Annotated in this window: 11 protein-coding genes; 7 read left to right on the plus strand and 4 right to left on the minus strand. The window is 73.7% G+C overall.

Features of this window, described 5'->3' with window-relative positions; translation table 11 throughout:
* Positions 1-38: 38 nt before the first annotated feature.
* Entirely contained in the window at positions 39-644 is a 606-nt protein-coding gene (locus ACZ7LE_RS20640; protein WP_470405108.1) for a tyrosine-type recombinase/integrase, read from the minus strand.
* A gap of 79 nt (positions 645-723) precedes the next feature.
* On the opposite strand from ACZ7LE_RS20640, the gene ACZ7LE_RS20645 reads away from it, so the two are divergent.
* The 6 genes from ACZ7LE_RS20645 to ACZ7LE_RS20670 all read left to right on the plus strand — a co-directional run bounded on the left by ACZ7LE_RS20645 (position 724) and on the right by ACZ7LE_RS20670 (position 8,607).
* The gene (locus ACZ7LE_RS20645) at positions 724-1,401 is read left to right on the plus strand and encodes an IMPACT family protein (protein ID WP_470405109.1); all 678 of its coding nucleotides are present in this window, start codon (positions 724-726) and stop codon (positions 1,399-1,401) included.
* Between the two features lie 80 nt (positions 1,402-1,481).
* Positions 1,482-2,897: an ABC transporter substrate-binding protein gene (locus ACZ7LE_RS20650; RefSeq protein WP_470405110.1), complete on the plus strand. Its 1,416-nt coding sequence runs from the start codon at positions 1,482-1,484 to the stop codon at positions 2,895-2,897.
* On the plus strand, positions 2,894-3,874 hold the full coding sequence (locus ACZ7LE_RS20655) for a carbohydrate ABC transporter permease (RefSeq protein WP_470405111.1): 981 nt from the start codon (positions 2,894-2,896) through the stop codon (positions 3,872-3,874). The genes ACZ7LE_RS20650 and ACZ7LE_RS20655 overlap by 4 nt, the downstream gene beginning before the upstream one ends.
* A 10-nt stretch (positions 3,875-3,884) precedes the next feature.
* Positions 3,885-4,733 carry a carbohydrate ABC transporter permease gene (locus tag ACZ7LE_RS20660; RefSeq protein ID WP_470405112.1) on the plus strand — a complete coding sequence of 283 codons (849 nt, stop codon included), beginning with the start codon at positions 3,885-3,887 and terminating at the stop codon, positions 4,731-4,733.
* Positions 4,734-4,777: 44 nt separating this feature from the next.
* Entirely contained in the window at positions 4,778-6,181 is a 1,404-nt protein-coding gene (locus ACZ7LE_RS20665) for a Gfo/Idh/MocA family protein (protein WP_470405113.1), read from the plus strand.
* Entirely contained in the window at positions 6,178-8,607 is a 2,430-nt protein-coding gene (locus ACZ7LE_RS20670) for an alpha-N-acetylglucosaminidase (protein ID WP_470405114.1), read from the plus strand. Before ACZ7LE_RS20665 ends, ACZ7LE_RS20670 begins: the two co-directional genes overlap by 4 nt.
* Before the next feature lie 153 nt (positions 8,608-8,760).
* Here ACZ7LE_RS20670 and ACZ7LE_RS20675 read toward each other — a convergent pair whose 3' ends face one another.
* The 3 genes from ACZ7LE_RS20675 to ACZ7LE_RS20685 are packed head-to-tail and all read right to left on the minus strand — an operon-like array spanning position 8,761 to position 11,831.
* Positions 8,761-10,167: a UTP--glucose-1-phosphate uridylyltransferase gene (locus tag ACZ7LE_RS20675; protein ID WP_470405115.1), complete on the minus strand. Its 1,407-nt coding sequence runs from the start codon at positions 10,165-10,167 to the stop codon at positions 8,761-8,763.
* 10 nt (positions 10,168-10,177) lie between these two features.
* Complete coding sequence (locus ACZ7LE_RS20680) at positions 10,178-10,798, minus strand: L-threonylcarbamoyladenylate synthase (RefSeq protein ID WP_470405116.1); 621 nt, start codon at positions 10,796-10,798, stop codon at positions 10,178-10,180.
* Positions 10,799-10,808: 10 nt separating this feature from the next.
* Positions 10,809-11,831, minus strand: coding sequence for a threonine ammonia-lyase (locus ACZ7LE_RS20685; RefSeq protein WP_470405117.1), 1,023 nt, complete (start codon positions 11,829-11,831; stop codon positions 10,809-10,811).
* 95 nt (positions 11,832-11,926) lie between these two features.
* On the opposite strand from ACZ7LE_RS20685, the gene ACZ7LE_RS20690 reads away from it, so the two are divergent.
* Entirely contained in the window at positions 11,927-12,847 is a 921-nt protein-coding gene (locus tag ACZ7LE_RS20690; RefSeq protein WP_470405118.1) for a LysR family transcriptional regulator, read from the plus strand.
* Positions 12,848-12,880: the final 33 nt, after the last annotated feature.

Genomic DNA, 12,880 nt, shown 5'->3' on the forward strand with positions numbered 1-12,880 from the left:
TGGCCAGGAGCGCAGATACCCAGCACTCGACGACGCTGTCAGCCTTCCTGGGCGGCGTCCGTCCAGGCTCGGCGGACCTGCTCGAAGCGGGTCGGCAGCGGCGGACGCAGCGCGCCGTAGCGGGCATTGGTCCGGTGCACGAACCTCCGCCACGACAGCACCAGGCCCTGCCGCGTGATCGGCAGTCCGGACGCGACGGTCGTCCCGTTGTCGTGCGTGTGGTGCACCGTCAGCAGCAGCGCACGCGGCACCGACCCCTCCAGCTCGGCCGCGAGCTCCTCGCGCACCACCATCCAGTGCTTGAGCAGCACCACGAGGTCGGCCGGCAGCAGGTGCCGGCGCGGCGTGCGGTGCTTGCCGTGCCGCACCAGCACGCTGCCCTCGGTCGCCTTGGCGCGCGCCGGCCCGAGATCGATGTCCTCGACCCGCACGCGCAGCAGGTCCCCGTACCGGGAGCCGGTCGCCCGCACCAGCCCCGTGATCACCGCCAGGCGCGCCGCCTCCGGCTTGGCCCCGGGCCGCATCGCCTCCGTGGACAGCTCCCGCCACACCCACTCGGCCTCCTCGAGGGTCACCGGCGGCCGTGGGTAGCGGCTGGGCTCCCCGGCCGGGGCTGATGGTGACGTGGTATCGGCACTGGTCATGGGTCTGAATATACGCTTGGCACACTATTAATCAAGGGGAACCACGGAGGATGAACCCGGTGTCTCATAGGCTCTTCCGGTGGACCTCCCCGGCACGATCGCCCGCCCCGTCGACCACGAGCTGGTCATCAAGAAGTCCCGGTTCCTGGCCCATGTCGCGCCCGCCCGCAGCGCCGCGGAGGCCGACGCCGTCATCGCGCGTCTGCGCAAGGAGCTCTGGGACGCGCGGCACCACTGCGTCGCGATGGTCCTCGGCATGCGCGCCGACCAGGCCCGCTCCTCCGACGACGGGGAACCCAGCGGCACCGCCGGCGTCCCGATGCTGGAGGTCCTGCGGCATCGCGGCCTCACGGACCTGGTCGCCGTCGTCACCCGGTACTTCGGCGGCGTGAAGCTGGGGGCGGGCGGGCTCGTGCGCGCCTACTCCGGCGCGGTCGCCGCGGCCCTGGACGAGGCCGCCGCGACCGGCGTCCTGCTGCGTCGCGAGCTGCTCCTGGAGACCGAGGTCCCGGTCCCCCACGCCGACGCCGGTCGGATCGACAACATGCTTCGCGACTGGGCGTCCGCGCACGGTTCGGTCATGGAGCCGCCGGCCTACGACGCCGTCGCGCGGCTGCGCCTCCTCGTGCCGAAGGACCAGGTCGAGACCCTGGTCGCGGACGTCGCTGCCGCCTCGGCCGGCACCCTGGCCCCCGTGGTCGGCGACGCCCGCGTCGTGGACGTGCCCGTCCCGGCGTCCCCGGCGCGTCGTCCTTGACTGGTCCCACGACGGGGTGAAGTCTCTGGGGCACCCAGCACGTGCCCGCAAGCAAGGCCCGCACCGTGGAGGGAACGACCATGCACCGTCGCATCCGCCCGTCCGTCGCCGTCGTCGCACTGACCGCCACCGCCGCCCTGCTCGCCGCGTGCGGCGCGCCCGCCGAGGAGCAGTCCGGGTCCATCACCTTCTGGACACCGCAGTCCACGCCCGAACGGGTCGCCGCCCAGGAGGCGGTCGCCGAACGGTTCACGCAGGAGACCGGCATCGAGGTCGACGTGGTCCCGCTCGCCGCGGCCGACCAGGACCAGGCCCTCGTCACCGGGGCCGCGTCGGGCGAGGTGCCCGACGTGATCCTCGCGGGGGCCTCGCAGGTCACCTCCTGGCAGTCCCAGGGTCTCCTGGACACCGACGTCGTCCAGGAGACCCTCGACGCCCTGGACCCCGCCACGTTCAACGAGAACGCGCTCGGCGCGGTCACCGTGCAGGACGTCGACACCGGCGAGAACACGATCGCCGCCGTCCCCAGCGACGGCTGGGTGCACCTGATCGCCTACCGCACCGACCTGCTCCAGGAGGCGGGCGTCGAGGTGCCCACCACAGTCGCGGAGCTGGCGCAGGCCGCCACGACCGTCAAGAAGGAGCTGGACGTCACCGGCATCGCCCTGGGCACGCAGTCCGGCACGGCGTCGGGCACGGAGGGGATCGAGTCGATCTTCCAGTCCGCGGGCTGCCAGCTCGTGTCCGACGGCGAGGTGACCGTCGACTCGCCCGAGTGCGCCGAGGCCGCGGGGCTCTTCAAGGAGCTGCGCGACTCGTCGGTCGCGGGCGACTACGACGTCGAGTCGGCGCGCGCCGCCTACCTGGCGGGTGACGCCGCCATGCTGCTGTTCTCGACCCACATCCTGGACGAGCTCGCGAACCTCGACGAGGCGGTGCCGCCGTCGTGCGAGCAGTGCGCCGACGACCCGGAGTTCCTCGCCAAGAACTCCGGCTTCATCACCGTGCTGGACCCGCCCGCTGCCGCGGCCTCGTCCGCGGACGACGCCGCGCCCGCCCAGTTCGGCGCCACCCTCGCCTACGCGGTCCCGGCCCACGCGAACGCCGACGAGGCCCGGCAGTACGTCGAGTTCGTGCTCGGCGAGGGCTACGCCGACACGCTCGCCGTCGCGACGGAGGGCCGCCTCCCCCTGCGGACCGGGACGCCCGAGAACCCGACCGAGTACCTGGACGCCTGGGGCGGCCTGGGGTTCGGGCCGAAGGTCGAGTCGTCGGTCGCCGAGGTGTACGGCGACGACCTGGTCACCGCCATGGGCGAGGGCATGTCCGCCGTCGCGCGCTGGGGCCAGGGCACGCCGGACGCGACGCTCGCCGGCCTCGTCGCCACGCAGGGCACCCTCGCGCAGCAGCTCGACCCGCTGTACCGCGGCACCGACCCCGCCGACGTGACCGGGCAGATGGCCGCCGACGTGACGGCGCTGCAGCAGGACCAGTGACGCCCTGGCGCGCGCCGGCGGCCCGCGCCAGGGTCGTGCACCCCGTCGCCGCCCGGACGACGGGGCGCGCCCGGCGCGAGAACCGCTCCGGCTGGCTGCTCGTCTCGCCGTCCCTGGCGGTCGTCGCCGTGGTCGTGCTCCTGCCGTTCGCGCTGGTGGTGGTGTTCGGCTTCTCGGAGATCCGGCTGGTCGACATCCCGTTCCTCGGCACGGAGCCGATCGAGTGGTCGCTGGACAACTTCCGGCGCGCGGCGGCGTCGCAGGCGTTCTGGGGCGCTCTGTGGACCACGGTCCTGTACGCGGGCCTGACGGCGGCCGGGTCGTTGGCCGTCGGCCTGGTGCTGGCCCTCGCACTGCGCCGCCCGTTCGCCGGCCGCGGGCTCGTCCGCGCCCTGCTGCTGGTGCCGTACGTGCTGCCCGTCGTCGCCGCCGCGACCATCTGGAAGACGATGCTGAACCCGCAGTACGGCGTCGTGAACGCGTTCGGACGGGCCTACCTCGGCTGGGACACGCCGGTGGGCTTCCTCAGCACCACCTCCGCCGACGTCTGGGGCCTCCCCGTGCCGGTCGCGCTGCTGGTGGTGGTGCTGTTCGACATCTGGAAGTCCGCGCCGCTCGCGTTCCTCTTCCTCACCGCCCGGCTGCAGTCGGTGCCCGGCGAGATCGAAGAGGCCGCGGCGCTCGACGGCGCGAACCGGCGCCAGAACCTGCGCTTCATCCTGCTGCCGCAGCTGCGGGCCGTGGCGCTGCTGCTCCTGCTGCTGCGGTTCATCTGGTCGTTCCAGAGCTTCGACGACGTCTACCTGCTCACCGAGGGCGCCGGGAGCACCCAGGTGATGGCCATCCAGGTCTACACGGAGCTCGTGACCAAGGCCGACATCGGCAGCGCCGCCGCGTTCGGGCTGCTCATGAGCCTGATCCTGGGCGTGCTGCTGATCGGGTACGTGGTGCTGTCCCGCCGGACGGACGAATCATGAGAGGCGCATCATGAGCGGCATCCGCCCCACCCCCGCGGCGCGCGCGGGCCGCGCCGTCGTCGTCGCGATCGCGCTGCTGTGGTCGCTGGGCCCGGTCGCGTACGGCGTCGTCCTCTCCCTGCGCCCGTACGGGGAGGTGACCCGCGACCCGCTGGGTCTGCCGACCACCCTGGACCTGTCCGCGTTCGGCACGGCCATGCGGGACGAGGCCGACGGCGGATTCGGGCTGGGCCGGTTCGTGCTCAACTCCCTGGGCGTCGCCCTGGGGACCGTCGTGCTGAGCATCGTGGTCTGCGTGCTCGGCGCCTACGCCGCCGCCCGTCTGCGGTACCGGGGCCGGGCCGTCACGAACGGCATCATCCTGGCGGTCTACCTGTTCCCGGGGATCGTGCTCGCGGTGCCGAAGTTCGTGATCCTGTCCCGGCTGGGACTGACCAGCTCCCTGGTGGGCCTGCTGATCGTGTACGTGGCGGCCACGGTACCGGTCGCGCTGTACATGATGCGGAACTTCTTCCTGGCGCTGCCCGCCAGCGTCGAGGAGGCCGCGATCATGGACGGCTGCTCGCTCGGCCAGCTCCTGGTCCGGGTGGTGCTGCCGATCGCCGTCCCGGGCGTGGTGGCCACCGCCATCTACGTGTTCATGATCGCCTGGAACGAGTACTTCTACGCCCTGCTGTTCCTGGTGCAGCACCGCGACCTCTGGACGGCGCCGCTCGGCATCGCGCAGCTCGGCGACTTCCAGGTGCCGGTGACGGTGCTGCTGGCCGGGTCCATCGCGGTGACGGTGCCGGTGGTGATCGTGTTCTTCCTGGCCCAGCGGTACATCGTGTCGGGCCTGGTCCAGGGGTCCGAGAGATGAAGGAATCCGAGAGATGAACGGATCCGAGAGATGAGGACGGCGCGATGACCTCAGCACTCCGCCTGGCCGTGCTCGGCGCCGGCGGCCGGGGCGCCGACGCCTACGGCCGCTGGGTGCGGGCGCACCCGGACCGGGCCCGCATCGTCGGTGTGGCGGACCCGGCGCCCGCCCGGCTGGACGCCCTGGCCGGCACGACGGCGGCCCGCTACGCCGACTGGCGCGACCTGGTGGCCGACCTCGGCCACCTGCGCCCCGACGCCGTGCTGATCGCCCTGCCGGACGCGCTCCACGTCCCTGCGGCCGCCGCGGTGGCACAGGCCGGCCTGCCGATGCTGCTGGAGAAGCCCGCCGCCCCCACGCTGACCGGGCTCGCCGACCTGGCCGAGGTGGTGCGCCGGACGGGTGCCCGGATCGCCGTCGGGCACGTGCTGCGGTTCGCGCCCTTCTGGCGCACCGTCCGCGCCGTCGTGGCGTCCGGCGCGCTGGGCGACCTCGCGACGATCGAGGTGCGGGAGAACATCGGGTTCTGGCACTTCGCGCACTCGTTCGTGCGGGGCAACTGGCGCAACGCCGCCGGGTCGAGCCCGATGGTGCTGGCCAAGACCTGCCATGACCTCGACCTGATCCGCTGGCTCGCGGGCGCCGCGCCCCGGGCCGTCGCCAGCGAGGGCTCGCTGATGCACTTCCGGCCGGAGAACGCCCCCGCCGGCGCGCCCGAGCGCTGCACCGACGGCTGCCCCGCTGCGGCGTCGTGCCCGTTCTACGCGCCGCGCTACTACGTGGACGCCCTGCGCGACGTCACGAGCCACCCGGTAGCGATGCTGGGCGAGGACCTCTCCCCCGCCGGCCGGCTCGCGGCCCTGCGCCGCGGACCGTACGGGCGCTGCGTCTACCGCTGCGACAACGACGTGGCGGACCACCAGCAGACGCTCCTGCGGTTCGCCTCCGGCCTGACCGCGACGCTCACGGCCACCGCGTTCACCGCCGAGAACACCCGGCACCTCGCGATCACCGGCACGCGCGGGCAGCTGCACGGGCACATGGGGTCGGGCGAGATCCGGGTGGACCTGTTCTCGCCGTCGGGTGCGCTGCCGGAGGCGCTGCTGGTCCCGGGCACGCTGCTGGTCCGTGGGTCGGACGTCGAGGTGGTGTCCTCCGGCGTCGCCGGACCCCTCGGGCACCCGACCTGGACGCTGGTCGCCCGCGCCGACACCGTGGCCGCGGACCACCGCGGGCACGCGGGCGGCGACGACGGGCTGATGGACGCGTTCTGCCAGGCCGTCGCGGACGGCACCGTGGGCACGGGCGAGCTGTCGTTCGCCACCGCGCTCGACAGCCACCTCATGGCGTTCGCCGCCGAGGAGTCGCGCGCCGGGGTCGGCGTGGTGGACTTCCCGGCATGGGCAACAAGGGCGCTGGGGTCGGCGGGGTTGGCGGGGCTGGTATGACGGGCCCGTCGTGGGCCGACGCCGTCCGCGGCGTCGCCGGGCGCGCGGGGCTCGAGCCGGCGCGCGTCGCGGTGGAGCTGCTGTCCGTGCACGGTTCGAGCGCGTCATCGGACGAGCGACCGGTGCGCGCCCGGCCGACAGACATCGACCCGTCCGACAGCCCGGCGGCGAGCGCGGCCGACTTCCGGGCCGAGGGCGGCCGTCTGACGATCCGGGCGACCGACCCGGTGGCGGCGTCGGTCGCCCTGGGCCGGTACGCACGCACGCACCTGGGCACGCGGATCACGTGGTCACGCCCGCGGGTGAGCGACGGACACCTCCCCGACGCCCGGCGCACCGCCGTCTCGTCCCCGCACGCCGTGCGGTACTACCTGAACGTGGTGACCTACGGGTACTCCATGCCGTTCTGGGGCTGGGACCGCTGGGAGCGGGAGATCGACTGGATGGCGCTGCACGGCGTGACGCACCCGCTCATGCTGGTGGCGCACGAGGCGGTGCTGGCCGAGACCTTCCGCCGGGCGGGCCTGCCGGATGCCGAGGCCGCCGGTTGGATCGGCGGCGCCGCGCACTTCCCGTGGACGTTCATGGGCGGCATGCACTCGTTCGGCGGTCCCGTGCCCGCGCGCTGGGCCGAGCACCGCGTCGACCTGGCCCGGCGGATCCTCGCGCGGATGCGTGAGCTCGGGATGACGCCGGTGCTGCCCGGGTTCGGCGGGCATGTGCCGCCGTCGCTCGCGGGCGCGGGTCCCGCTTCCGGCGGGTACGGCACGGACGGCGACGACGTGGACGGCGACGACGACGCGGACGGCTACGACGAGATCGAGTGGCAGGGCTGGCGCATCCCGCTGCTGCACCCCGAGTCGGCGCGGTTCCAGGGTCTGCACGCGACATTCGGCCGCGCGCAGCGCGAGCTGCTCGGTCCCGGGACCGGGTTCTACGCGGTGGACCCGTACATCGAGTCGGTCCCGCCGTCGGGCGACGCCGGGTACCTGCGCGCCGTGGGACGCGGGATGTACCGCGCCCTCGCGGAGGCGGCCCGCGCCGCAGGGGAACCCGAGCCGGTCTGGGTGCTGCAGGGCTGGCCGTTCCACTACAAGGGCGCGTTCTGGACGCCGGACCGCGTGGCGGCGTACCTGCGCGACGTCCCCGCCGACCGGACGCTCGTCCTCGACCTCTGGGGCGAGCACGTGCCGCTGCACAAGGCCCTGCTCGCCGACGGCGGCCCGCTCGCCGGCCAGCCCTGGGTCTGGTGCGCGCTGCACAACTTCGGCGGCCGGCCCGCCCTGTTCGGCGACCTCGCCGGGCTCGTCCGGGACGTGCACGCCCTGCCCGACGGCGTCGCGCATCTCCGGGGCGTCGGCCTCGCCCCCGAGGCGATCGAGAACAACGAGGTCTTCTACGAGCTCGCGACGGATCTCGCCTGGGACGACGCCCCGCGCTCCCCCGCCGACCTCGACACCTGGCTGGAGAGCTTCGTGGACACCCGGTACGGGCTCACGCACTCCGGGGCTGCCGGTGACCCGGTGCAGGAAGCCGCTGAGGTGGCGCTGCGCGCTTGGCACACTATTTATTCCATGCTCTACGGCCCCGGTCGCACCCGCTCGATCCCGACGCCGGTCATCGCCCGGCCCTGGGGCGCCGCGCTCCCGTTTCCGGCTCAGCGCAGCGCCGGCGAGGCGATCTCGGGTCCGCAGCCGCCGACGCCGTCGTCCAATGTCGACGCCGAGAACGACCCCGCGATCGAGGCTGCCCTCCCCCGCCTCGCCGACGCGGTGCGCGACCTGATGGCAGTTCGGGAGCTGCTCTCTCCCGGGGGATCCCGGCGGAACCGGTCGGCCGGCCGCGACGTCGGCACGACCCAGGGTGTCGGCTCCGGCCCGGACGACGACGCGACGGTGGGGGCCGCCGCGGCCCCTGGCACCGATGCCCTCGACGTCCTCGACGCCGACATCGCCGACCTGACCGGGCATGTCCTCGCCCAGGGCACCCGCGCGCACGTGCGGGGCATCCTCGCGGCGGCGCGGGACGGCGACCCCGACGGCGTCCGCGACCACATGGGACGCCTGCGGGCCGACCTGCTGGCGCTGGACGCCCTGGCCGCCGTCCGCCCGGAAAGCCGGGTGCGCACCTGGATCGACGCCGCCCGCGCCTGGGGCGACACCGCCGCCGAACGGGACGCGATGGAACGCGAGGCGCGCAGCCTGGTCAGCGTCTGGGGCGGACAGCACAACGGCCTGCACGATTACTCGGGCCGACACTGGCACGGCCTGGTGCGCGACCTCTACCTGCCGCGCTGGCAGGCCTGGGCCGACTGGCTCGCCGACGCCGCCACCGCAGGGCCGGTGCCCCCGGACGCCGACCCCACGGCGCTGCGCGAGCGCATCGTCACGATCGAGGAGACGTGGCGCACCACCACGTCGGACTGATACCCGCCGAGCAGTGGGGACCCGCCGAACGGTAGGGACCCGCAGAACAGGACGGTCGGCAGAAGGTCAGGTGGTCGGCAGCTCGGACTGCCGACCACCTGACCTTCTGCCGACCACCTGACGTCCTACCGACCACGCCCCGCCTTCAGCGCTTCAGAAGCCCTCGGCGCCGATCGTCGCGCCGTCCGGCACCGTGCCGCCCTCGCCCGACAGCTCGGCCTTGCCCTCGGCCCGCACGCCCGAACCGAAGGTCCAGTCGCCGCGGACGGTGAGCGAGTCGGCGGCGCGCAGCGACGGCGCGCCCGCGGCGAACCGCTGCGTGAAGCCGTCGATCAGCTTGTAGTGCGCCTTGTCGAGGTCCACGAGCGGCGCGGGAACCTGGGCCTCGAGCCGGTAGTCGGCCGTGAGGGTGTAGACGTCCGAGCGCAGCACCAGCAAGTCGTTCGTGGTCTTGACCGGCAGGAACCGGGACCGCTCCACCTCGATGGCGGTCGCACCCTCGAAGACGGCGACGGCGGCGCCCATGGCGGACTCGATCTGCACGACGGCGGGCGACGACGCGTCGGACGGGTCGACCGTCTTGTCGTTGCGGATCAGCGGCAGCTCGAGCACGCCGCCCGTGCGCTCCAGCTCCGCCGCCAGCGCCTGGAGGTCGAACCAGAGGTTGTTGGTGTGGAAGAACGGGTGCCGGGTGGCGTCGAGGGACGCGGCGACGTCGTCAGGGTGGGTCTGCGCGGTCTCACGCTGGACGATGCGGCCGTCGGCCTTGCGGACCACGAGCTGGCCGCCCTTGACGTCCGCGGCGGTCTTGCGGCACAGCTCGGCGGCGTAGGGGGCACCCGAGGCGGCGAACCAGCCGGCGATGGTGGCGTCGGGGGTGGCGCCGAGGTTGTCGGAGTTGGAGACGCACATGTACCGGAAACCGGCGTCCAGGAGGGCGGTGACGACGCCGGAGGCGTGCAGCGCCGGGTAGAGGTCGCCGTGCCCGGGCGGGCACCACTCGAGGTCGGGGTCCTTCTCCCAGGTGACGGGCGTGAGGTCCGAGGCCAGCAGCTTGGGCTCGCGGTTCTGCAGGAAGTCGACGGGCAGGCCGTCCACCGCGATGTCGGCGTACCGCTCCAGGGCGGCGAGCGAGTCGTCGCGGGTGCGGAAGGAGTTCATGAACAGCAGCGGGAGGCGGGCCCCGGTGGCCTGCCGGGCGGCGCGGACCTGGCCGACGATGATGTCGAGGAAGGTCAGCAGCTCGCCGTCGCCGTCGGGCGCCTCACGGACGGGCAGCAGCGACTTGGCCTGGTCCATGCCCATGGACGTGCCGAGCCCGCCGTTGAGCTTGAGCATCGCGGTCTGCGCCAGGGCGGCGGCCGCGTCGTCGTCGCTGATGGTGAGCTCGGCTCGGTTCGGGATGTCGACCAGGGGGTCGATGTCGTTCTCGCGGATCAGGCCGGTCTCGCCGGACTCCAGCAGGTGGTAGAAGCGCGTGAACGTCTCGATCGCGGCGGGTGCCACGCCTGCCTGGGTCATCTTGGTGCGGGCCTGCTCGAGCCCGGTGGGGTCGGTCATGACGCCCAGGCTATTCGAAACGGGCGGGGTCGCCGGCACCTTCTCGGACGACCTGTGGATAACCGTCGGACCAGTCGACGACGGTGGTCGGCTCGGTCCCGGCATCACCGCCGTCGACCACGGCGTCGAGCACGTGGTCGAGCTCCTCCTTGATGGTCCAGCCGTCGGTCAGGGGCTCGGCGTGGTCCGGCAGGATCAGGGTGGAGGACAGCAGGGGTTCACCGAGCTCGCGGAGCAGCGCCTGGGTGACGGCGGACTCGGGGATGCGCACGCCCACGGTCTTCTTCTTGGGGTGCGCGAGCCGGCGCGGCACCTCCGCGGTGGCGGGCAGGATGAACGTGTAGGGCCCGGGCGTGGCGGCCTTGATGGCCCGGAACGCGGAGTTGTCCAGCTTGACGAGCTGGCCGAGCTGGGCGAAGTCCGAGCACACCAGCGTGAAGTGGTGCTTGTCGTCGAGCCGCCGGATGCTGCGGATGCGGTCCGCGCCGTCGTGGTACTCCATGCGACAGCCCAGCGCGTAGGAGGAGTCGGTCGGGTAGGCGATCAGGGCGTCGTCGCGCAGCATCGCGACCACCTGCGCGACCGCGCGCGGCTGAGGGTCCACGGGGTGGACGTCGAAGTAGCGGGCCATGCGGCCGAGCCTAGTCGGGGGCGGGTCCGTCGGCAGCGGGCGCGCCGACGCGCTCCAGGGCGCGCCGCAGCTCGTCACCGCTCGCGTTCCCACCCGTGCAGACGACGCCGACGCGGCGGCCCGCGAACCGCTCCGGGTCGGCCAGGACGGCGGCGAGCGCGGCGGCCCCGGCGCCCTCGGCGACCGTGTGGGCTCCGGTGAGGTAGAGCTGCTGGGCATCGCTGATCTGCTCGTCGGTGACGAGCACGAAGTCGGCCAGGTGCCGGCGCATGAGCCCCTGCGTGACCTCGAACCCGCAGCCGACGGCGAGGCCCTCGGCGCGGGTGGTGTTGGCGCGCTCCAGGAGCGTCCCGGCGTGCCAGGAGTCGTGCGCGGCGGGTGACGCGGCGGACTGCACGCCGATCACCTCGGTGCCGGGCGCGACGGCGGAGGCGACCAGGCCCGCCGCGGCGGCACCGGACCCGCCGCCGACGGGGACCATGAGCACGTCGAGGCCGGGAGCCTGCTGGAACAGCTCGAGGTAGAGGCTGCCGACGCCGGCGATAATCGTGGGCTCGTTCGCGGCGCCCACCAGCCGTGCCCCGGAGGCGGCCGCGAGCGCCGTGGCCTGCGCGCGGGCGTCGTCGAACGTGGCGCCGTGCAGCAGCACGTCGGCGCCCTGGTCGAGCACGGCCCGGAGCTTGACGGGGTTGGGGTCGTCGGGCATGACGATGGTGCAGGCGGTGCCGGTCAGGCGGGCGGCGTAGGCGACGCCCTGGGCGTGGTTGCCGGTGGAGTAGGCGACGACGCCGCGGGCCCGTTCGGCGTCCGACAGGGACAGCAGGAGGTTGGTGGCGCCGCGGGCCTTGAAGGCCCCGGTGCGCTGCTGGTTCTCGTGCTTGACGACGACGGTGGTGCCGGCCGCCCGGTCGACGTCGGGGTACTGGCCCACCGGGGTGCGGACCACGGTGCCGTCGAGGCGCGACTGCGCGGCCAGCACGTCGGCGATCGAGACGTGCGTGCGGGAGGCGTCTGGAGCGGGCGCGACCATCATGAATCCAGCGTGACCCGCCCATGACCCATAGGTCCAATACTTGTTACTTGGACTTTCGATCGATAGCACCTATCTTTCTGCGCTAGCCTGGTGTCATGACCGCAGAGCTCGACCTCACCCGGCTGCGGGTGCTCGCGGCGGTGGCCCGTACGGGCTCCGTCACGGCCGCGGCGAAGGAGCTGCACTACGCCCAGCCGTCGGTGAGCCACCACCTGTCCCGCCTGGAGGCGGACGCCGGCATCCCCCTGCTGCAGCGGCACGGCCGCGGCGTCCGCCTCACGGAGGCCGGCCGTCTGCTCGCCAACCGCGCCGAGGAGATCCTGGGCCGCGTCGAGGGCGCGCGCCGCGAGCTCGACGCCCTGGCCGGGCTGCGGGCGGGCCGCGCCCGCCTCGCCGCCTTCCCCTCCGCCCTGGCCACCCTCGTGCCCGACGCCGTCGCCCGGCTCGTGCAGGAGCACCCCGGCCTGTCCGTGGGCCTGGTCGAGCACGAGCCGCCGGACGCCGTCGCCGCGCTGCAGTCCGGGGCGGTCGACGTCGCGCTGGTGTTCGAGCACATCGACGTGCGGCACGCCCGCTCCATGGACGACCTGTCGCGGTTCGAGTCGACCACGATCCTGGAGGAGCCGGTCAACCTCGTGACGGCCGCGGACCTCGACGCCGCGCCGGGGCCCGGCGTCGTCCCCGACCTGAAGGCCCTGGACGACGCCGACTGGATCGCCGGCTGCGAACGCTGCCGCGCGGACATGGTCGCCCGCTGCGCCGCCGTCGGCTTCGCGCCCCGCATCGCGTTCGAGACCGACGACTACGTGGCCGTGCAGGCCCTGGTCGCCGCCGGGGCGGGCGTGAGCCTGCTGCCGGGGCTGACCCTGCTGGCCCACCGGCACCCGGGGATCGCCTCCGCTCCCCTGCCCGGGGCGCTGCGGCGCGTCATGGCGCTCACCGTCGGCCCGCCCGCGCCGCCCGCGGAGGCCTTGATTCGGCAGCTCGTGACCGTAGGCGCTACCGTCACGATGTGACGCCGGCCACTCGGCCGAGCTCCACCGTCATGC

This window comes from Promicromonospora sp. NPDC110617, assembly GCF_055598465.1.